Source organism: Streptococcus dysgalactiae subsp. dysgalactiae (genome assembly GCF_900459225.1).
GTDB lineage: Bacteria > Bacillota > Bacilli > Lactobacillales > Streptococcaceae > Streptococcus > Streptococcus dysgalactiae.
On record NZ_UHFH01000003.1, the window covers coordinates 133509 to 156355 of the forward strand.

Below are 22847 nucleotides of genomic sequence, written 5' to 3' on the forward strand. Positions count from 1 at the left end.
GATTTTGGGCGCACTAAAAAGAGGTGTTGAAACCTGATTTTTGAGATTAAGCGACATTGAATCCGTGCTGTTGTGCAAAACGAACAGCGTCTTGAACAGACATCGTTTTATCAGGATTTCGTATTTGGGTCAGTCCTTGTAAAACAGGATTGTAGTCTTCTTTTTTCCGTAGCACTTGGTACACAGAAACCAGTAATCTGCGACAGATAGCGATAATTGCTTTTCGGTGTCCACGGCGTTTCTTGAGTTTAAGATACTTGTTTCTCAATTCTGGATGCTTATCAGATTTGACAACAGCGTTTGCGACTTGAACAAGGAAAGGTTTCAGGTATTTTCCCCCTTTAGAAATGCGCGTAGAAAACTTTTTCCCAGCACTTTCATTGTTGGCAGGGACAAGTCCAGCCCAGGAACACAGTTTGGCAGCTGAATCAAAGACTGTCATATCGCAATCAATTTCTGAGATGATTCTGAGAGCAGATAAGTCTTCTTTGAAACCAGGTACGGTTTGAATTAGTTTTACTTGATGTTGATAGTCTTGTCCCAGTTCCCGAATCATCTGTTCCAAATCTTCTTTACAGATAGCTAAGGCATCATAATGAGCTTTGATAACTCTGATTTTCTCAGCTTGTTCAGGTGTTAAAGCACCTTCCATAGCGATTTCAAAGTCTTGGACTTTATTCTTCATTCTCTTGTGAACCAGTTGCTCAATACTGGGTTTATCTTGTGGATTGTCAAGGATGCTCTTAATAATAGCTTGAGCACTTTTTCCGAAAACATCGGAAACGACACTTGCAATTTGAAGATTAGACCAAGTGAGACAGTTCTGATACCGATTTTTCTCGCCAACCTGAAGTTGTGTTAGCTTCATGCGATATCTGAAAAGGTCACGGAGTTGTCTGATTTTGAGCTGGGGAATAAAGCTAGAAGCAACTAAATCATGCTTGAAAAGGTCGGCTATCCATTGCGCATCTTTCTTGTCGGTTTTCTTTCCTCGAATAGCTTTGACATATTTGGGATGAGCTAAGCAGACATTGGTCTGTTCTTCTAGGATATTGAAACCAGGAATCCAGTATTTACCAGTAGATTCCATACAGACATCGAAGCAGGAATAATATTCCAACCAATCACGTAGCTGAGTGAGTCCATTGGTAAAGGTGGAGAAGCGTTTACGATGGTACTCAGTAATTCCTTGATTATTGGTGATGGCAATAACTGCTACGACAAAAGTTTTATGCACATCAATTCCACAACAATTAGGATAAACGATTTTTAACATAGGAGGAAACTCCTTTCTCAAAAGTAGAGAAGCTCCTATCCCTTGACTGCTCTTCCCTTTCACAAACGAGTCGCTTATCCAAGTATAAGTTTACGTGCTCTTAGTCACAGTTAGTTGTGCTTGATAGGAAGAACCACACCTATAATTATTCGAGGTAGTAGCTGAACTACTCACTTACTCTCCTCCCCGTGATTTGTAGTAGTGATAGGGCATCTCACTGTTATTATAGACAAAAATAAAGAGCGTAACACCTTTTTATTCAGTGTTATGCCTTGAGTGAAACGAAAGGAATAAATTATAATTATGACGACGAGATTATCCATTCAAGCTATTCACAAAACCTTTGAAGCAGGAACCATTAATGAAAATCATGTTTTAAGAGGGTTATCTCTAGATGTGGCAGAAGGGGATTTTATTTCCATCATTGGAGGCAATGGGGCTGGTAAATCTACTCTCATGAATACTCTAGCTGGAACATTCCCTATTGACCAAGGCGATATTTTACTAGATGGTCAATCCATCAAGAAATTACCAGCCTCAAAACGTGCTAAGGATATTAGTCGAGTCTTTCAGGATCCTAAAATGGGAACAGCTTCACGTCTCACGATTGAAGAAAACATGGCTATTGCTCATCGTCGAGGCAAATCACGAGGGTTAAGTTGGGGAGTGAAAGACAAGGACCGTCAGTTATTTAAGGAAGCCTTGAAAGAATTAGGGTTACATTTAGAGAACCGTCTGAAAGTAGATACCCAATTCTTGTCAGGTGGTCAACGCCAAGCCTTGACTCTCTTGATGGCCTCATTGGAAAAGCCAAAAGTCTTACTCTTAGACGAACATACAGCTGCCCTTGACCCTAAAACTAGTGCGATGGTCATGGAATTGACTCAAAAAATCGTCGAGAACCATGGCCTAACGACCCTTATGATTACTCACAATATGGAAAATGCTATTGATTATGGCAATCGGCTGGTCATGCTCCATCAGGGGAAAATTGTAGTCGATGTGAAAGGGGACGAAAAGAAAAACTTAACAGTTGCCCAGTTGATGGAACTCTTCCATCAAAATAGTGGCCAAGTATTGACAGATGACGCCCTTGTTCTAGGTTAATCTGCTTTAGGAAAAGTTGGGAGTCTTGTCTAATAGCTAAAAACCCTCTGCTAACCTTAGAATTAGCAGAGGGTTTTAGTTATGTTTTGGTAGGATGGATGATTGTCTCTGGTCTCCACTCCTAGCAGAGGACGATTATAAGAGATCCAACTCTTTGAGTTTGTCATCAACCATTTGTAATACAGTTGCTAAGTCGTCTGGGTTCTTAACAAAATCAAGAGAGTTACCATCAATTTTCATCTTTGGAGATACCTTGTAGTCTTCATACCAAGTTGGGTATTCTTCGTGAACTTGGTGATAATATTGTTCGAGTTCAGGATTGTTCCTAACCTGCTCAAAACTTCGACCCCGATTTTCGATGCGTTCAAGCATTTTTTCAAAAGAGACATCGATGTAGATAAGGAGGTCAGGACGTTTCTTAGGCATGCCCTCTAGTTCTTCAAGCATGTTTTCAAGTAACTCTTGGTAGATTTCTAGTTCTGTCTTGGTAACATTGCCATTTTTATAGTTTAGTTTCAAGAAAAGTTCGTCTTCAAAAATAGAACGATCAAGAATATTATTATCAGATTGATAAGCCTCTTTAATTGATTTAAACCGTTTATTTAAAAAGAAAATTTGAAGCAAGAAGGCATATTTTTTAGGATTTTGGTAATAAAGATCAAGCACAGGATTGTTATCAACTGCTTCATAAAATACCTCAGTTCCCAAATGATTTCCTAGTGCAGCAGCAAGAGAACTCTTGCCTGCCCCAATTGTTCCTGCTAGTACAATCAACATGTGTCTCCTTCTAATATTTTTAGCGTACTTGTGCAAAAATCGCTTCAACCTCAGCTAAAGTCTCAGCGCGTGAAACAGCTCCCCGAACTTTGGCAGCACCAGCTGTTCCACGAAGATAGTGTGGTGCTAAACCACGAAATTCCCGAACAGCGATGGTTTCACCTTTTAGTTTAATTAGACGCCTAAGATGTTCTTCGGCGATGTCAAGTTTCTTGGTAAAGGGAAGATCTGGCAATTCTTGTCCGCACTCAAAGAAATGATTGATTTGAGTGAAAAGGTAAGGATTGTTCATGGCTGCGCGGCCAATCATCACAGCATCCACACCGATTTCTTCAATCATAAATTTGGCGTCTTGGACGGAACGGACATCCCCATTTCCAATAAATGGAATCTTAGTGATAGCCTTAGAAACTTGGGCCAATGTCTCATGGTCGCAGGTTCCTGTATACATTTGTTCACGGGTACGACCATGCATGGCAAGAGCAGATACGCCAGCAGACTCAGCGGCAAGGGCATTCTCAACGGCAAGCGAACTGTCAGCCCAGCCAGTACGCATCTTAACAGTCAGTGGAATATCTAAAACAGATGTGACTTCCTTGATGATGTGGTAAATCTTATCAGGGTCGCGGAGCCACTTAGCACCAGCCTCATTTTTGACGACCTTATTAACAGGGCAACCCATGTTAATATCAACAATGTCGGCCTTGGTGTTGGTTTGGATAAAGTCAGCTGCACGTTTCAGTCCTTCTGTGTCACCACCAAATAATTGAATGGACATAGGATGTTCATTCTCATCAATATGGAGCATATGAAGGGTTTTTTCATTGTTGTAAAGAAGTCCTTTTTCGGAAATCATTTCCATGACCACTAAGCCAGCACCAAATTCTTTAGCGATGGTACGGAAGGCAGAATTGGTCACACCAGCCATGGGAGCAAGTACGGTACGGTGAGGGATTTCCACATTACCGATTGTAAAGGAAGAATTAAGTTTTGTCATTGATGAGGGCCTCCAAATCATTTTCATTAAATTGGTACTTGGTGCCGCAGAATTGGCAGACAATTTCAGCACCCTTATCTTCGTCAATCATGGCCTGTAAGTCTGCTTTGGGTAAAGTCATTAAGGCTGCTTCAAAACGTTCTCTAGAACAGTCACATTGGAAGTTTAGCGGTTCTTCAGAAAGACGTTTGTAAGGTTCATCTCCATAGATGGCATCCAAAAGGGCATCCACATGATTTTCAGAAGCTAGTAGTTGAGAAATGGCAGGCATTTCTTGCAGGCGTTTTTCATAGCGAGCAATCTCTTCTTCGGAAGCCCCAGGTAACACTTGTAGCATGAATCCGCCAGCAACTTTGACCTTATCATTTTCATCGAGAAGCACATTAAGCCCAATAGCAGAGGGTGTTTGCTCTGATTCGGTTAAATAATAGGCAAAATCTTCGCCAATTTCCCCAGTAATAAGAGGCGTTGTAGAGGTGTAGGGATTACCTGTTCCATAGTCAATAATTGTTACAAAATGACCTTTGCCCATAAAAGGACCAACCAGCACTTCACCTGTTGCTGTTTTTTTTATGTCAACGCCAGTGTTTTGAATGTAACCCTTTACATGTCCCTTAGTATCTGCTACAGATATAACATGTCCAAAGGAAGAATCACCAATTACTTTAACCGTAATCTTGCTGTCGCCTTTTTGATTGGCTGCTAATATTTGATTGGCAATCAAGGTACGACCAAGAGCCACTGTTGACGACGATAGGGTATTATGTTTTTCCTGGGCCAATTTAACTGTTTCAGTGCTATCAAGAACATAAGCCCGAAAAGCACCTGATTGAGAAATTGATTTAATAATTTTATCCATAGCTTACATTATAGCATAAAGCTCTAGCTTCTTGAGTATGAATTAATTGAAAATTTGTTTGAGAACGATAATAGCGCTAGTTTTTGATAGATTAATAAGTCTCTCTCAAATGAGGTAAAAGCGGGCGTTGAAGCGTATTCTATGATATTAAGAGCATTAGACGTTAGAAAAAGTTTTACTCTTTTATTGTCACAGATGAGTTGGATAAGGATTAATGATTAACTTTAAAAACAATAGGTGTGTTTTTCCTCACCTATCAGAGCTATCAGCTATTGAGTTATATTTTGTAATGGATGAGTGTAAACATTGCTTATCCAAGAGAAAATGATTGGTTTTATTGTCTTGAAAATCAATCACAACTACTACAGGACATGTGTTGGCTAACCGTAAAGATTTTATGAGGGTTCCTCCTGACTTTAAAGATCATTATATTTATAAAATAGTGAAAAATTCTGCAAGGACAGTTATGTTCATGATGAAAATGAATAATAATCTTGATAAATTAGAAGTAGCTTCTTCTCAAAAAATGAGGAATTGACTTCAATTTTAGAGCAATTCCTCATGTTATGTTTCTATGAAATGGATTGAGACAACTTCGCAGTGGTCTCTAATATGGCTTCATGACTTTTATTTTCTACAAATGTTTATCTATACAATGATTGGTAGAAAAAGGTCTATATTGAAGCTTGTGATTATTCTGACTTATATCTTATTAAAAGGGTGATAGCAATTATCACTTCTAAAATAGTTAATAAGAGAAAACTATTTCCAATAAATGAAAACGATTGAGCTACATCAGTAAGAAGTATATAATCCCAAACAGCGTGATAAATGACTAATAACGTGATGCTTTTAGTATAGTTATAGACAGCTGCAAAGAAGATGCCTGCTAAAAAGGTACTAACTAGTTGCGCAATCATTGAAGAGATTGATAGGCCACCTAGGACATTAATACTGTGGAGTAAAGAAAAAATTAATGCTGATATTAGTATACCTTTAAATATGCCTTTTTCTTTTGCTATATTAGTGAAGACAATACCTCTAAAAACTAACTCTTCTGATATACCAACAAAAATACCATCTATTAAAGGTATCAAAAATACCATAGACAATTCAAATTTGTTAATGACTGTAAATATTCCAAGTAAAATGACTGGGATAAACATAGTCATAAACAAACGGTATCTGGGTTTATGATTGCCCAAGTTTTGCTTATACTTGAAATAAGTGAATATCGAAAATGGGACTAAAATAAAATATGTTGGTAAAAATGTATGAGAGAATCTAGGGTCACCGTAGCTGACTCCATAAATATGATAGGTGATATACATTGCTATCGCCATAATTAATATAAATGCAACAGGTATTTTGTATAGTTTCTTCATCATAAATTAACTCAGTATAGATTGAGTCTTGTTCACCACCTTTTTAAACATTTAAATATTGGTTTTCAGATATCTGAACCATTTCAATATTATTTTTTCATTTTATATTCATTTTGTCAAGATAATTCACAACATAATTAAGTTTTTTCTTAGAAAATTTTGGATTATAAATGGTGAGATAAGCTAAAACATGACAAAATAGCTATCGAGTCATATTAGTTAGGATGATTGATCCATCTAGTGAAGCATATTATTTTGATGACAAATAAAAAATTTTAACCCATAAGAAGTTTCAATGTCTCTAATGATTTCAGGTTTAAATGATCCAATATCCAATAATTGTAAGGGTCATATTAGTTTTGGTTTCAGTTCACTTTGTAGTTACTTTATTGAACTCATACTAGAGATATATCTTATCAGTGGAGAAGAGCTTTTTACTTTGCCGACGATGTCAATTGTTCAGCGATGATTTTCGCATATTTTTCCTCTTTAAGTAGCAAGATATGCTTCTGTAATTGGGTAGTAAAACGATTAACGTCAGCATAAGAGCAATCAAGGGTTAATGCATTGAAAGCTAGTTCTTTCTTGATAAACGGAAGAAGGCGTTGGTCACTAATAACGAGATCAGGATTCAGATTCTTCACTTTATAAATATCATCTGTTAAAAGATGAAAGGAGTGAAAAGCAACACTTTTAGTTGAAATTTGTGAGGAGATAATATTCTTGAGAAGATCAATATTGATATAATTAGTTGTAATAAGAACAATCGTAATAGGTGGTAAGGCATTTTTGAGCAACTGTTCTAAGTGATAACAGAGTAAAAAGAGATGCTGTTGATTAGATTCTTTAATCCCTATGCTAAGTAGCCATTGTGTAATCGTTTGATTGATGATTTGAAAAACTTCAATATTACCTGTGTAGTAATGAGAAGGAAAACGCACGTGTCCGGGTATGAGATGTTGTAAGTTAAGGATAAAGTATACAGAAAAATAAATTAAAATTCTAACTAACTCGGGGTGATTTTTGTCAAATAATGGTGAGAGCTTCTGAATAGATTGTAATAATTGTTGAAAGTTAGGATTGTTTTCAAAGATAGTACGTGTTTTTAAAGAGTGTTCAAGGGACCATTTTTTTGCGCCAAAGGAATTATTGGCAGTCAGGTAGATTAAAAAGAGATAATCTAAGTCATTTTGACCAAACGTCATTCCTGTGTGAGGCTGAATAATTTCCCGAATACTGGTAGCCAAATTATTGTAGATAAATATTTCTTTTAACTCGTTGAGAATTTGTGATTCGGGGATAAAAACGTCTTTGTCGTGACGTTTCCAGGACAGAGCTAAAAGAACATCATAAAAAATAAAGGTCTCAGATAATAAATGTGAGGCTCTAAGATTAGTCATACCATTAAAAAGAAAATGACGAATGATAAACTTATCTTTGTGACTTAATTGATAGACTTCAATACCAAATTTAGTCTGCAAAAAAGCGATCAGGTAACGAATACGGTACTCATCTCCGACAATACTATTTTTTTCGATGCTTAGTCCAATTTTTTCAATATAAGGTAATAAACTGTCTTTAAGACGGTAGGCAGAAGCAGTCGAGATAAATTGTGTTTTAGCAAATTGAGCCAGAGACATCCCATTCTGGATAGGATTCGTAACGAAAAATCGGAGTAATTGCAAAATTTTTGATTGATTATACAAAGGGTACAAAAAATCTTCAATCGGACATAGTGCCAAGACCTCAATCTGTATGCTGGTTTTGTTGAGATTAATCATCAGTTTATCTTCAAAGAGTTGATTCAGCTCTTTACAATACTGACGGACTTGTTGATCGGATAAACCAGTCGCGTCTCGAATATCCTGTATGGAAATGGATGGTGCATTAAAAAAAAGCGTTACTAATAATACTTTATCTCTGACGGTTTGTTCAATGTAATGATTCTCTAGCAAGACTCTCTCCCTCTCTTTTCTTACTAAGAAAAATACTATATTTATAAAGATTATAGTCGGCAAGCATTAAAAAATCAAAGAAATGGATTTGGAATCCTGTAATATTTAGAAACATTACTGACGTAGTAGAACTGTAAATTTCTCAAAACAACCTTTAAAAAACTTAAAAATTGAGAAAATAAATTATTTTCAATATGGAAATAGCTTTCTCTATGGGTTAGAATAGTCAAAATATATTCGTTCGACAAGGTAGCCAGTTTAAAGTTATATTATTAGGGCAAAATCCTTCGTTAGCTTTACTTCTCTATAGTGTCTTTGAAATGTTAGATAACTATGGAAAGCAGAGTTTTTTATTTTGCTTTGAAAATAACTAGCACCATGAGTAGACGGAAATATGATTATTGACTATTGGAATGTTTATGGAGAGAAACATGATGTTAAAGAAACACTATCATTTGGAAGAGTCTTCCCGAAAAACGCGCGTTAAGATGCATAAGTCGGGCAAGCAATGGGTACGTACTGTTATGTCCAGCATTGGACTATTGCGTCTTTTTAAAGGCATTTCGACGGAAGAAGTGAAGATTCAGGAGGGAAAAACTGAATTCCAAAACCATTCGCACGCTATTAACCTCTTAAAAGGGTTAGCTGCCACTGGGGCTATGCTTGGAGGCTCAGTGATTATGGCAGATCAGGTTATGGCTGAAGAAGTTACAACAGAGGGAGTCCAGCCTTTAGCAACTGCAAATACTGTTGTTATGACTGCTACTGAAGACAATCCAGTTACAGTGACAACTGTTGAAGCAAAAAGTCAAGAAAGCACCTCATTATCAGCTTCTGAGTCTACCTCAGTTAGTCAATCACAGTCTTTGTCCAGCAGTGAAAGTACTTCAGCATCGGAAGCTGCTCTATCCTCGGAAACTGAACTAACAAGAGCTATTCAACCAAGAGCAGTACGATCTGTGAGCGAAGAACCAGAGATGGAGCCCTTGCCGATGGAAGCTTTGGAGCTGCCAAAAGCTGAAGCGATGGTAGTTGGAAAAGATGTGACGAATGAGTTGCAGAATGTAACAATTTCTATTTTGCCAGAAAAAGAAAATCAAACACAGAGCGAACTATTAATTGATAAAGGAGAATCATTAAGGTTTACTTTAAATTTTAATATTAAAGACTTTAAAAAAGGTGATTTTTTTGAAATCGATTTGTCAAGTAATATTGATACTCAGGGAATAACTAAAGATAATTTTGAAGTTGATGAAATTGTAACTAATTATGGAACTATTGCTACAGGTCGTTATAATGCTGAAGAGCATAAGATTATTTATACATTTACTCAAAATCTTACCAATGTAAAAGCACATTTAGATTCTTCTATACATATTGATGATAGAGTTGTTAAAAATAGTAGCGACTTAGAAAGAGTTCTTATAAGAGTAGGTAAAACAGAACATGTGTATGAAACTAAAGTAACATATGCTAATCCTCTACGTCATTCTACTGTTGCGGGAATTCTAAATGAGAAATCAAGAGTAATATATGCGGGAGAAGATGGGACTACCTATGTTACGCAAATTAATCCTGATGGAGAAAACTTAGGAGGAGCGCTGTGGGATTTAACTACAGAAATACGAAATAATGATCAAAGTCAGGTAAATTTTAAAGACGCCGATATAAAGATATATAAAGCTCTATCTAATACTAGTCTTTCGCAAAGTGGAAACGATCAGTATGATGATCCCTCTAAATTTTTAGATGTTACACAGCAGTTTAATCTATTAGTAACACCAGAAAATATAAAAATTAATTGGGGATCGAGAATAGCTAACGATAAATATGTTATCAAGATAAAGTCAATTAACAAAAGTATAAATCTGGGAACGGTACTTGCGTATGGGAACAATGGTATAAAATATAACGCTTCATTTGTTACAAAGAGAGGATATGGGGATGGAACTGCTGAAGATCGTGCTTCAGAATCGGCTTCTACCTCAAGTAGCTTAAGTGCTTCAATGAGCACCAGCGTATCAAGTTCAGAATCTGCTTCAACGTCAAGTAGCTTAAGTGAATCGACAAGTACCAGCGTGTCCGCTTCAGAGTCTGCTTCTACCTCAATTAGCATGAGTGCTTCAATGAGCACTAGCATGTCAAGTTCAGAATCTGCTTCAACGTCAAGTAGTTTAAGTGAATCAACAAGTACCAGCGTGTCAAGTTCAGAATCGGCTTCAACGTCAAGTAGTTTAAGTGAATCGACAAGCGTTAGCGTATCAAGCTCAGAATCTGCTTCAACCTCAAGTAGCTTAAGTGCTTCAATGAGCACCAGCGTATCAAGTTCAGAGTCTGCTTCAACCTCAAGTAGCTTAAGTGCTTCAACAAGCGTTAGCGTGTCAAGCTCAGAATCGGCTTCAACGTCAAGTAGTTTAAGTGAATCGACAAGCGTTAGCGTATCAAGTTCAGAGTCTGCTTCTACCTCAATTAGCATGAGTGCTTCAATGAGCACTAGCATGTCAAGTTCAGAATCTGCTTCAACGTCAAGTAGTTTAAGTGAATCAACAAGTACCAGCGTGTCAAGTTCAGAATCGGCTTCAACGTCAAGTAGTTTAAGTGAATCGACAAGCGTTAGCGTATCAAGCTCAGAATCTGCTTCAACCTCAAGTAGCTTAAGTGCTTCAATGAGCACCAGCGTATCAAGTTCAGAGTCTGCTTCAACCTCAAGTAGCTTAAGTGCTTCAACAAGCGTTAGCGTGTCAAGCTCAGAATCTGCTTCAACGTCAAGTAGTTTAAGTGAATCGACAAGCGTTAGCGTATCAAGTTCAGAGTCTGCTTCTACCTCAATTAGCATGAGTGCTTCAATGAGCACTAGCATGTCAAGTTCAGAATCTGCTTCAACGTCAAGTAGTTTAAGTGAATCAACAAGTACCAGCGTGTCAAGTTCAGAATCGGCTTCAACGTCAAGTAGTTTAAGTGAATCGACAAGCGTTAGCGTATCAAGCTCAGAATCTGCTTCAACCTCAAGTAGCTTAAGTGCTTCAATGAGCACCAGCGTATCAAGTTCAGAGTCTGCTTCAACCTCAAGTAGTTTAAGTGCCTCAACAAGCGTTAGCGTGTCAAGCTCAGAATCTGCTTCAACGTCAAGTAGTTTAAGTGAATCGACAAGCGTTAGCGTATCAAGTTCAGAGTCTGCTTCTACCTCAATTAGCATGAGTGCTTCAATGAGCACTAGCATGTCAAGTTCAGAATCTGCTTCAACGTCAAGTAGTTTAAGTGAATCAACAAGTACCAGCGTGTCAAGTTCAGAGTCCGCTTCTACCTCAATTAGCATGAGTGCTTCAACAAGTACCAGCGTGTCAAGTTCAGAATCGGCTTCAACGTCAAGTAGCTTAAGTGCTTCAACAAGTACCAGCGTGTCAAGTTCAGAATCGGCTTCAACGTCAAGTAGCTTAAGTACTTCAATGAGCACCAGCGTGTCCGCTTCAACCTCAAGTAGCTTAAGTGCTTCAACAAGTACCAGCGTGTCAAGTTCAGAGTCCGCTTCAACCTCAAGTAGTTTAAGTGCCTCAACAAGCACCAGCGTGTCAAGTTCAGAATCTGCTTCAACCTCAAGTAGTTTAAGTGCCTCAACAAGCACTAGCGTGTCAAGCTCAGAATCTGCTTCAACCTCAAGTAGCTTAAGTGCTTCAATGAGCACCAGCGTATCAAGTTCAGAATCTGCTTCAACGTCAAGTAGCTTAAGTGCTTCAATGAGCACCAGCGTATCCAGTTCAGAGTCTGCTTCAATGTCAAGTAGCATGAGTGCTTCAACAAGTACCAGCGTATCCAGTTCAGAATCTGCTTCAACGTCAAGTAGCATGAGTGCTTCAACAAGCGTTAGCGTGTCAAGTTCAGAGTCCGCTTCAACGTCAAGTAGCTTGATGGCTTCTGATAGCCATACTCCTTCAGGCTCAGAGTCCGCTAAGGTGTCGCCGGCTCTTCCTAAGACTGGTGAGCGAGAGTCCTTAGCAGCCGTAATTGGTGTCGGGGCCTTGCTAAGTGGTGGTCTTCTTGGTAAGAAAAAGAAGTCACATTAACATAACTAGCTAGAGCATCTAAAACGATTTGTCCTTATTCTAACCATTGATAAAGAAATTCCCACAGATGATGGTCTTCGTGGGAATTTCTTTACTCTAAATGAGCTGATTGACATTGTTATGGTCTAATAACAACGGTTTTTTGGAGAAGAGAAGTCAGGTTTTTTGTGGGAAATTTGCTATAATAACCAGTAGGTAGTCTTTTAGTTAGTGATAAATAGGAAGCGAAGAGGACAAGATGAAAAACTCCTTATTAGGTAAAAAAATAGCATGGACATTTGGAATTGTTTTTCTTTATTTATTAGGTCGAACCATTCCCATTGGAACAGTTTCTTTAAATGCCGCTATGTTTCAATCACAAGTTTCCAAGAATCTCATGGCTGCCTTAGCCTCTGTGTCGGGAGGTCAGTTTGAGATGACAACTTTGTTTACACTAGGTATTGGTCCCTATATGACCATGATGATTCTTTGGCGAAGCTTAATGATTTTTAACGTTCCTGGCATTACTTCGTTAACTAAGAAAGTAAGTTGGTTTTGGCAAAACATCTTGGCTCTTACCATTGGAATTATTCAAGCTTTTGGATTAACGGCATCCTTAACCTATGTCAGTTTTGCACCAAGTTATCTGGACAATGCCTTATTAGGTCGACTAACAACCATGGTCGTTCTGATTTCAGGAAGTATGGTATTAACCTGGTTGACCCAGGTTAATACCAGGTATGGTTTAGGTGGACCGGTAATCATTATTTTAGTCAACATGTGTCTCAATCTACTAGAGAATGCAAGGTCATTATTTGCGGAATGTTATAACAGACATCTGATTGACTGGGTGCTCTTAGTAGGTTTTATAGCTTTGCTTTTGGGTTTGGTTTTTTGGACAGTACTTATTTATCGAGCAGAGTACCGTATCCCTTTAAGACGTATATCGATTTATAGTCGTTTTGCACAATCGACCTACCTTCCTATTCGTTTAATGCCAGCGGGAGGGATGCCTTTTATGTATAGTATGACGTTAATGACTATCCCTCCTCTTTTATTCCAAGGCTTGTTAAGCTTTTTTCCGGAGTCTGTACTCCTTCAGTATTGGCTAGAAAATAGCAGTCTTGACACCCTACCAGGAGCGATTATCTATTTGCTTATTCTTTATATCTTGTCTATAGGTTTTGCTTATTTTAATTATGACGCTCAGAAAATGACTAAACAGTTTCAATATCATGGTGACTATATAGATCAGATTCGTCCAGGAAAGGCTACTTATTGCTATATTCAGCGAACCATTCGTCTGTTTGCTCATTTTGGTGCTTTTTTAGTAACGCTGGTAGGGGGATTACCGATTTTGATCAATCTTTATGCGCACCAACCGATTCATTTTGCCATGATGGTGAGCAATAGTTTTATCATGATCAATCTTATGATGACTATTGCTGAACAAGTTGAAGCTTTAAGAATCTGGGAACAGTATGACCCATTAGTCTAAAGGAGTTTTATGTTTTATTTTATTCCTTCTTGGTATCCTGCCAATCGTCAGTGGTATCATCAAACGCCTGTCTGGTATCGATTTAATCAGGAGATGGCATTTGATGATACAATCAATCAGGTAAAACTTTTTCGAGAAGATATGACACAGGTGGCTTTGTTGGTGTTGAATTATCAGCCACAGCTGCGCTATTTTTTGCATCAACAAGATCTGTTAGGTCTTCAGTATTGGTCTTTTTTTGATGATATTCAAAATAGTCATGACAGACAGACCAAGGCTATCGACTTTAAGAAATTGAATTGGCCAAAAGGAGTTCGCTTTATCTATACGGCTTTTGCGGTGGTGGTAAGGATAGGAAAAATCGATTTAGCAACGGTTCATTTTGCTCACAATGGCAATTTACACAGTATTTGTTATAAAGACAAAGGGCAAATAAGCAAAGAGTATGTCTTTGATGACCGTGGCTTTTTATCGAGTTTATTGGTGTACAAAGAAGGACAGGTTCATCATCAGGATTACCTCAATCCTAACGGCGTTTGGCAAGTTCGAGAATATTTTGAAAAAAACCAAAGAGTCTTAGAAATCAATCCTCAGTCTGATAAGGTGTTTGGCAAACAGTTCTACGCTTCTTGGGAGGAATTGATTAGTGAAAGACTAGCGCTCTTAAAAGAACAACAGTTTCAAGCAAAAGATAAGCTGGTTATTGCTGCTCATCAGCAACATAATTATTTACTGACTAGTCTTTTTTCAGACCAAAAAAAGATTATCTCCTTTTTTGGTCAGCGGCTTACCTTTAAACATAGCCCTCAAATGGTAGGGATATTGTCCGAAGCTCAATTAATCATAGTAGACACTCAAGAAAAAGAAAACTCTTTGAAGGAAATGATGGCCAAACAATTGACTCAGGAGTGTCCAGTGCTTAGAATGACTCCTTTTGATACCCGTCTACGCCTAGGACACAGTCAAAATTACAGGGAGCTAGAAGTTTACTATTTCATTGATACTATTGATGAAATAGCTTATGAGGAAAGTCTTTTGATTTTACTGGAGCAAATGCAAAAGCATGAAAACATGACCTTGAAGATAGTCAGCTTTGATTCACGACGTCATCAAGAAGCAATGTTAGCCCATATAGAAGAGTTGATTAACACTCATTTTAATCAAGAAAACTTTTATCAAGAACAAACTATTGGTGAAAATCAACTGGAAGAAAGACTTGTTTTGGATCGCATTCAGCTGCAATGGATAACTAGCGAGCGTGAACTCATCGTAGCCCTTGATAAAGTACGTTTAGTACTTGATTTGGGAGATAAGCCTGATTTGTATACGCAGATTGCTAGTATCTCAGCCGGTATTCCACAGATTAATCGAGTAGCAAGTGAGTATGTGAGCCATCAGAAAAATGGGTGGATTTTGGCTTCTTTAGAGGAATTGAGCCTTGCTTTAGATTATTATTTGACAGGATTGTCTAATTGGAACAAGGCTTTGGTGCATACGGTTCAAAAAATGTCAAATTATAGCAGTGGCGAGTTGTTAGAACAGTGGAAAAAATATTTATAAGGAGAGGACATGTCTGAAATGATGCGTATCTTGCAAGTAGGTGGAAAAGACAAGTCACTTGATCTCAGCTTGCCAGATCAGATGGAATGGCACTATGTTTCTGCTGAAGGATTAGAAATTTACTTAAAGACTCTCTTAGAAAAAGAAATACCAGCTGAGAATAATAGACCTGGACTTCAAGAAGTTGGCAAATCAGTTGTTTTGACACCTAATTGGCAATTTGACGCTGTTTTACTGATGACTTATCTGGATGAAGCGAAACTTGAGCCCTTATCTGCATGGGTAGAGGCACATGCCGTTTTCTATGCTAAAACTCTATCGATGTCAGCCAGTCAAACGGGGTTTTTGAGACGCAAAATGGCTCGACCTTTGGATTTATTGACACAAGATGATTCTAGTGAGCTTGTTTCTTTTTTTCAACTAGCCTTGTTTAAGGGACAATACGGTGATAAGTTACACGTATCTGATAGTGATATTTTTTCTGATTTTCGTGGAGAGATTTCTTTTCAAGGGCATGCAAGCTTAACTTTTGAAGGTGACTTTGGAGAAGAGTTAACACCACTTTTTACGTTTAAGTATGGGATTCCTATGGAAAAAGTTGCGACGGCATTATGGTGGGAGTTTGAAAGAGAGGGAGTAGTGACGCTTGCCCTCTCCATAGACCATATTTATGCTGGAGCTATTGATGAAATCAAGAATAGTCAAATGGTTTCTGATGACGCTTTGAGCAGTCCTATTTTGCTTTACCCTGATGCGGAGGTCGGACAGTATAATGTCACGGTTTATGCCAAAGGGAAAGGAAAGCTCTTGTCTGGCCCTTTACACCGTCGATTATCACGTCTGGGGTTAGGAGAGCTTCTTGTTGGTGGACAGGTTTATCGGAATGATAAAAGGCAAGAAGTGTTGACTTATTTTCATCCTGGGGATATGAAACCTCCATTATCCGTTTACTTTTCTGGTTTTCGCAGTGCTGAAGGCTTTGAAGGCTTTCACATGATGAAAGCGATGGGAACTCCCTTTTTGCTAATATCTGATCCACGATTAGAAGGAGGATCCTTCTATATAGGGAACTCTGACTATCAGGAAATAATTGTGTCAGCAATCAAAGAAGCCTTAGATTATCTAGGTTTTGATAATTCTCAACTCATTCTTTCTGGTCTTTCGATGGGAACTTACGGCGCTCTTTATTATGCGGCTGATTTGGAACCATATGCTCTTATTGTAGGAAAACCGTTTACTAACATTGGCGATACAGCTATGAACATGTGTTTAAAGCGTCCAGATGATTTTGAAACTAGTGCCGATATCCTGTTAGGATTGGTTGGGGCTAATGACTCAGTTGCTGCTGAGCAGGTGGATGCTCAATTTTGGGAACATTTTAAGCAGGCTGATTTTTCTAAAACCCAGTTTGCGATTGCTTATATGTTAGATGATGACTACGACCAGAAGGCTTATGATCGTTTGCTGACCTATGCTTCTGATAAATCGTTTCATCTGTTTGGTAAAGGGTATACAGGCCGGCATAATGATAATAGTGAGGCTATCATCAAATGGTTCTTAGATCAGTATCGCATATTCCTAGAAGATGATTTTGGAAGGAGCAGGATATGAGCAAATCACTGATACTTAACTTAAAGTCAACTGAACTTTCTCGATGGGACACGTATTTGTATGGTACATACCTCTCAAAAGATACAGAAGGGCTGCTGTTTGATAATCCCTGTTTAGCACCTGGAAAGGCGCTCTTAGGTTGGTATTCTAAAAGGCATTATCAGATGCATCGTGTCTGTCCAGACTTACCTTTGATTATTCCTGGACATCACTATCAATTAAGTTATCACGTCCAAGTTCTATCGGAAGGGACTTGCTATCTTCAAGTGAGGTTCAAAAATCAGCAAGATGAGGTGATTGAGGTTTTAACCGTTCGTGAAAGAGAATGTCATTTTACTTGTCCAGCAGATACCTATCATTATGATATTTCTCTGATGACAGCAGGATGTCATCGTTTGCTATTTCAGGGGATTAAGTTATATGCTTGTGATACCTCTGAGAGTTGGCAGAAGGTTGAGGAAGCTAGTTCTTACAGGGAACAAGATTTACCAGAAGATTTAGATCTCATTCGCTTTCTTATTCCATTAACATAGAAGGAAAAACATGACAAGAAAGGTTTCATTAGCCTTGTCGGCTTTAAAGTTAAAACCGATTAAAGGTATTTTAAAGAGAGTTAACCAGCTCAGTCAGCAATGGGCTAGCATGTCTGATAAAGACTTGCGCTATCAAACGTATCTTTTGAGACAGCGACTAGCCGAGGGTGACAGTTTAGATATGATTTTGCCAGAAGCCTTTGCAACAGTACGAGAAGCTGCAAAGCGGGTTTTAGGTATGTATCCTTTTGATGTCCAAGTGATGGGAGCAATAGTGCTTCATCAGGGACGCATCGCTGAAATGAAAACAGGAGAAGGTAAGACTCTGACAGCAACTATGCCTCTCTATCTCAATGCTTTGGAAGGTAAAGGAGCCATCTTAGTTACTACTAACGAGTATTTAGCGGTGCGTGATGCTAAGGAGATGGAACCCTTATATCATTTTTTAGGCTTAAATGTTGGCATTGGTGTTACTGAGAACAAAGAGAATAATCTGACTGTGGACCAAAAAAGAGATATCTATCAATCTGATATTGTTTACACCACAAGTGCTGCATTGGGATTTGATTATTTAATAGAGAATTTAGCTAGTTCTAGTCATGAAAAATTTCTGAGAGGTTTTCACTATATCATTGTGGATGAAGCAGATGCAATTTTATTAGATATTGCTCAAACACCTTTGATTATCTCTGGATCGCCTCGAGTACAATCAAATCTGTATATGGTTTGCCAACGGTTTGTAGAAACGCTCAAGGAAAACCTCGAGTACAAATATGATAAGGATAAGCAAACAGTCTATCTCTTGGAAGAAGGAATGGATTGGGCGGAGACTTTCTTTAATGTAACAGATATTTACGATGGTGACTTTGCTGAGCTCAATCGTCACATTAATCTAGCATTACGTGCTAAGCACCTTTATCAAAAAGGGAGAGATTATGTGGTTCAAGATGAGGAAGTCAAGTTGTTAGACAATCGAACAGGACGGCTATTGGAAGGGACACGCCTTCAATCTGGAATTCACCAAGCTATTGAGACCAAAGAAGGGCTCAATAGAAGTCAAGAGAGTCGTGCTATGGCTTCAATCACTTATCAGAATTTGTTTAACCTGTTTCCTAAATTATCTGGCATGACAGGGACAGGTAAGTCAGTGGAAAGTGAGCTCTTAGAAACTTATGGTATGGATGTGGTTCTTATCCCGACACACCGTCCAGTTCAGCGGCAAGATTTGCCTGATCAGATCTTTGTCACTTTACCTGAGAAACTTTATGCGACACTAGGTGAAGTGAAAAGACGTCATAGTACTGGACAGCCTATTTTACTGATTTCTGGAACAGTTGAAGTGGCGGAAATTTATTCGAAAATGCTGTTGCAAGAAGGAATTGCTCACTCTCTCTTGACAGCTAATAATCTTGCTAAAGAAGCGATGATTATTAAAGAAGCTGGACAACTAGGAGCCGTTACAGTTGCAACTTCACTAGCAGGACGAGGGACCGATATCAAATTAGGAGTAGAAGTGGCATCTCTTGGTGGTCTCGCTGTTTTGGGGACAGAAAGGATGGCCAATAGTCGTATAGATTGGCAGCTGAGAGGTCGTGCAGGACGGCAAGGTGATCCTGGAATAAGTCAATTTTTTATCTCACTCGAAGATGACTTAATTCTTAAACAAGGACCAAAATGGTTAAAAGATTATTTTGAGAAAAATGATCACGCTAACCGTTCCAACTATGGTTTTCCTCTGAAAGCTAGGCGATTTAAGCGAGCTATTAATCAGGCTCAGTTAAAAAGTGAAGATGAAGCTGCAGATAGGCGATACCAAACGGTACAGTTTGATGAAGCTTTACGAATTCAAAGACAGTTAGTTTATGGTCTACGCGAAAAGCTTATCAATCAGCAAGGAAGTTTAGCTCAGGCTGTCGAAAAAATTGTTAACGAAATGATAGAGGACTTTGTAGAACAACGGGAAAATGACAGTGAAGCCACTTTAAAGCGTCATATTTTGGAGAACTATAGTTACCAGTTTAAGCAATTACCTGGTAGCGTTAACCCAGGTTCAGATAAAGAGGTCAAAGCACTACTTTGGAAATTATTTTCTGATGAAATGACCAAAAAGCAACAATTACTTAAGTCTCAAGAAAGTCAAGAAGAATTTTTTCGTTTGTGTGTCTTAAAAGCTATTGACAGTTGTTGGATTGAAGAAGTAGATCATTTGCAACAACTTAAAGCGGTTGTAATCAGTCGTTCTTTGGCTCAACGTAATAGTATGTATGAGTATTATCAAGAAGCCTTTCGTTCTTACGAAGATATGGCCCGTGCCGTTAAAGTAGAAGTGATTCGACATGCCATGCTCAGTACCATACGAATATCAAGAGATGGGGAAAAATCTATTTATTTCGCATAAGCTTAAGGAGAGAAGATGACAGTATATAATATTAATCTAGGCATTGGTTGGGCCAGCTCAGGGGTTGAATATGCTCAGGCATACCGTGCCACCCTCTTTAGAAAATTAGGTGTTACTGCTAAATTTATCTTTACAGATTTTATCGCAGGTGAAAATATTCAGCACCTGACCCAGAATATGGGCTTCAAAGATAACGAGGTTCTTTGGCTTTATAGCTTTTTCACAGATATTCCTATTGCTCCAACAAGTGTGACATTGACAGATTTGCAAGAGAGTATGACCTGTCCTATCCAACGAGAAGAGCGTCAAGGTAAGGTGGTTCGTTATTTTAACGATGATAGTGATTTTTTCATGACTGCCTACTGTAACGATGCGAACAGTCAATTGGTTCAGCGAGTGGAGTATGTTTCAAAAGGGATTTTGATTCGAAAGGATTATTTCACTTCGACTCGTTTGTTTTCGGAATACTATGCTCCTAAAGATGGGAGAGCTACGGTTTATTTGCGTCGCTTCTTTAACCAAGATGGTAGTGTGGCTTACGAGGAAAATGTGGATGGTACTCAGAGTGTTTTTCGTTTCAAACAAGAAATTTTTGATGACAAGTCCCAACTTCTTAAGGAGATGTTGCATCGACTTCAATTAAGTAAAGATGATCTGATTATCCTAGATAGATCAACTGGTATTGGACAAGCTGTTTTTCAAGAAAAAGGCGAAGCAAAGCTTGCAGTTGTCATTCATGCAGAACATTTCAGTCCTCATAATGTTACTCCAGATACTATTTTATGGAATAATTTTTACGACTATCAATTCACTAATGCTGATAAAGTGGATGCTTTTATTTGTGCGACCTCCGTTCAAAGCCAATTACTGGCAGATCACATGCAAGTTTATCAATCGTGTCAACCGCAAATTGTGACAATTCCTGTGGGGAGTCTGGTCACTTGTCGTCATCCAGAAAAAGATCGAAAACCTTTTTCCTTGGTGACTGTTTCTCGTCTAGCTTCTGAAAAACATGTGGATTGGTTGGTTAAAGCAGTTATTGAATCTAAGCAATGTTTACCAGGACTCAGTTTTGACATTTATGGAACAGGTGGTGAAGAGGCCAAACTAAGGGACTTGATTGCAAAGAATCACGCTCAGGATTACATTCGATTACTAGGGCATAGACAGATGGAAGAGCTTTACCAAGATTACGAAGTCTATCTTGCAGGCTCAACAAGTGAGGGATTTGGGTTAAGCTTAATGGAAGCAGTAGGGTCAGGCTTAGCTTTAATAGGACTTGATGTGCGATATGGTAATCAGACGTTTATTAAAGATGGACAAAATGGCTATTTGATTCCAAGACAAGAGCCTGATGACAGTAAACAAATGGTCAAAGCTTTCGCAGAAAAAATTATAGATCTGTACAGCAAAGCAGACTTGGATGCCTTTAGATATAAATCTTATCAGATAGCTGAATCTTTTTTAGAAGACGCTATCATGAAGAAATGGCGATATTTTCTTGAGGAGGTAGTAGGAAATGATTAGACTATATGACTGGCCAAATCAAGAAAGTTTTGATTTGGATAATTCCTTAAACCAAGCAGGTTTTTTTGGGTGGTCTATTGTGATTAATGACCATGGCTTCTTACCTTCAAACATGGAGTCACCCTATGGTTATTTCTGTGGTATGTTAGAGCAAGAAGGGAAACCCTTGTATTTTAATCAGGTGCCTGTACCAGAGTTTTGGCAAATTGTAGGAAATAATCATCAGGCCGAAGTCTTAGATGGGGAAGTTAAACGAGCTAATATCTTCTACATAGAACCCAAACAAAATCGTCATGTTAAAAATGTGGATTGGTTCGATCGACAAGGGAACGTACGATTTACCGATCATTTTAACCAATGGGGTTGGAAGTTTGCTCAAACAGCTTTTGATACTTCACAAACAGTTACACTTAAGACTTATTATAATGCTTCTGGGCATGAAATCATTGTTGAAAATTTTAAAACGGGAGACATTATCTTAAATTGGAAAGATTGTTCTTATTTCTTTAAAAATCGTGTCGAATTGCTAGCCTTTTATTTCAAAGAAAGGCAATTTGATACAGAAGTCATCTGGTATAATTCTTTGTCAACTCCCTTTTTTGTAAGTCGTTATCTATCACATCGTACTGTTCATCAGGATATTCTTTTTTGGCAGGAAGAAATTGGAGATGATATTCCTGGTAATATGCGTTTGATCTTTGAGCAAGATAGGGAATGTACGCAACAGGTGGTTGTCCAAAAATACAGTAGTTACCAAAGATTATTAAAACTGTTACCAGAAGTTTATCATGAGAAAGTCTATTATTTGGGTTACCTTTACTCGATAGCTCAAGAAGCTAAAGATCGCAGCAGGGTATTTATCTTGACTAATTCAGATCAGATTGAGAGTTTAGAAGATTTGGTTGATCAATTGCCTAAACTCCATTTTCATATTGCGGCTTATACAGAAATGTCCCCACGATTGATGGCTTTTGATGACAAAAACAATGTGTCCTTGTATCCGAATAGTTCAAGATCTTTTGTTTTGGAAAACTTTAAAAAATGTGGTATCTACTTGGATATTAATCATCAAAATGAGGTGGATAATAGCGTTCGTCAAGCCTTTGAGCAAGGTGCTTTGATATTGTCTTATGTTAAGACTGTTCATAATCGAGAACTTATCGCTCCTCAACATATTTTTGACCAGCAAGATCAACTGATTACTTGCCTAAAAAAAATACTGGTATCTCAAGAAACTTTTCAGAACATGTTGGTTGATCAACAGCAGGGGGCTAACCATTCAACCTTAGGTGACTACCAAAGGGTATTGAAAATGGAGGGATAA

16 protein-coding genes and 1 pseudogene are annotated in these 22847 nt (G+C 38.2%); 10 read left to right on the top strand and 7 right to left on the bottom strand.

Annotation, left to right across the window (positions count from 1 at the left end; all coding sequences use genetic code 11):
* Window positions 1–46: 46 nt before the first annotated feature.
* On the bottom strand, window positions 47–1276 hold the full coding sequence (locus DYD17_RS00910; protein ID WP_115252513.1) for an IS110 family RNA-guided transposase: 1230 nt from the start codon (window positions 1274–1276) through the stop codon (window positions 47–49).
* 303 nt (window positions 1277–1579) lie between these two features.
* Between DYD17_RS00910 and DYD17_RS00915 the strand changes: the two genes are divergently transcribed.
* Window positions 1580–2383, top strand: a complete 804-nt coding sequence (locus DYD17_RS00915; protein ID WP_003049305.1) for an ABC transporter ATP-binding protein — start codon at window positions 1580–1582, stop codon at window positions 2381–2383.
* 135 nt (window positions 2384–2518) lie between these two features.
* Here DYD17_RS00915 and DYD17_RS00920 read toward each other — a convergent pair whose 3' ends face one another.
* The 5 genes from DYD17_RS00920 to DYD17_RS00940 all read right to left on the bottom strand — a co-directional run bounded on the left by DYD17_RS00920 (window position 2519) and on the right by DYD17_RS00940 (window position 8356).
* Window positions 2519–3160 carry a deoxynucleoside kinase gene (locus tag DYD17_RS00920; protein ID WP_003049309.1) on the bottom strand — a complete coding sequence of 214 codons (642 nt, stop codon included), beginning with the start codon at window positions 3158–3160 and terminating at the stop codon, window positions 2519–2521.
* A gap of 19 nt (window positions 3161–3179) precedes the next feature.
* Complete coding sequence (dusB, locus tag DYD17_RS00925; protein WP_003049311.1) at window positions 3180–4157, bottom strand: tRNA dihydrouridine synthase DusB; 978 nt, start codon at window positions 4155–4157, stop codon at window positions 3180–3182.
* Entirely contained in the window at window positions 4144–5016 is an 873-nt protein-coding gene (gene hslO, locus DYD17_RS00930) for an Hsp33 family molecular chaperone HslO (protein WP_115246856.1), read from the bottom strand. The genes dusB and hslO overlap by 14 nt, the downstream gene beginning before the upstream one ends.
* A gap of 692 nt (window positions 5017–5708) precedes the next feature.
* Complete coding sequence (locus DYD17_RS00935) at window positions 5709–6404, bottom strand: CPBP family intramembrane glutamic endopeptidase (RefSeq protein ID WP_003049317.1); 696 nt, start codon at window positions 6402–6404, stop codon at window positions 5709–5711.
* A 431-nt stretch (window positions 6405–6835) separates the two neighbouring features.
* Complete coding sequence (locus DYD17_RS00940; protein ID WP_160147942.1) at window positions 6836–8356, bottom strand: helix-turn-helix domain-containing protein; 1521 nt, start codon at window positions 8354–8356, stop codon at window positions 6836–6838.
* Window positions 8357–8790: 434 nt separating this feature from the next.
* Here DYD17_RS00940 and DYD17_RS11030 point away from each other — a divergent pair.
* Window positions 8791–9750 (top strand): annotated as a pseudogene (locus tag DYD17_RS11030) (accessory Sec-dependent serine-rich glycoprotein adhesin); the annotation flags it as partial.
* A 326-nt stretch (window positions 9751–10076) separates the two neighbouring features.
* Here the strand turns inward: DYD17_RS11030 and DYD17_RS11035 are convergent.
* Complete coding sequence (locus DYD17_RS11035) at window positions 10077–12200, bottom strand: hypothetical protein (protein ID WP_236593263.1); 2124 nt, start codon at window positions 12198–12200, stop codon at window positions 10077–10079.
* Window positions 12201–12222: 22 nt separating this feature from the next.
* Between DYD17_RS11035 and DYD17_RS11040 the strand changes: the two genes are divergently transcribed.
* The 8 genes from DYD17_RS11040 (at window position 12223) to gtfB (ending at window position 22847) form a co-directional block, all read left to right on the top strand.
* Entirely contained in the window at window positions 12223–12417 is a 195-nt protein-coding gene (locus DYD17_RS11040) for an LPXTG cell wall anchor domain-containing protein (RefSeq protein WP_255312520.1), read from the top strand.
* 238 nt (window positions 12418–12655) lie between these two features.
* Entirely contained in the window at window positions 12656–13894 is a 1239-nt protein-coding gene (gene secY2, locus DYD17_RS00950; RefSeq protein WP_115252515.1) for an accessory Sec system protein translocase subunit SecY2, read from the top strand.
* A 9-nt stretch (window positions 13895–13903) separates the two neighbouring features.
* On the top strand, window positions 13904–15454 hold the full coding sequence (asp1, locus tag DYD17_RS00955) for an accessory Sec system protein Asp1 (protein ID WP_115252516.1): 1551 nt from the start codon (window positions 13904–13906) through the stop codon (window positions 15452–15454).
* 9 nt (window positions 15455–15463) lie between these two features.
* Window positions 15464–17065, top strand: coding sequence for an accessory Sec system protein Asp2 (gene asp2, locus DYD17_RS00960; protein WP_003049324.1), 1602 nt, complete (start codon window positions 15464–15466; stop codon window positions 17063–17065).
* A complete protein-coding gene (gene asp3, locus DYD17_RS00965) occupies window positions 17062–17598 on the top strand; it encodes an accessory Sec system protein Asp3 (RefSeq protein ID WP_115252517.1) in 537 nt (178 codons plus the stop codon). Before asp2 ends, asp3 begins: the two co-directional genes overlap by 4 nt.
* A gap of 10 nt (window positions 17599–17608) precedes the next feature.
* Window positions 17609–19996, top strand: a complete 2388-nt coding sequence (secA2, locus tag DYD17_RS00970) for an accessory Sec system translocase SecA2 (RefSeq protein WP_115252518.1) — start codon at window positions 17609–17611, stop codon at window positions 19994–19996.
* Between the two features lie 15 nt (window positions 19997–20011).
* Window positions 20012–21523, top strand: coding sequence for an accessory Sec system glycosyltransferase GtfA (gene gtfA / locus DYD17_RS00975; protein WP_115252519.1), 1512 nt, complete (start codon window positions 20012–20014; stop codon window positions 21521–21523).
* Window positions 21516–22847, top strand: a complete 1332-nt coding sequence (gene gtfB / locus DYD17_RS00980) for an accessory Sec system glycosylation chaperone GtfB (RefSeq protein ID WP_115252520.1) — start codon at window positions 21516–21518, stop codon at window positions 22845–22847. Before gtfA ends, gtfB begins: the two co-directional genes overlap by 8 nt.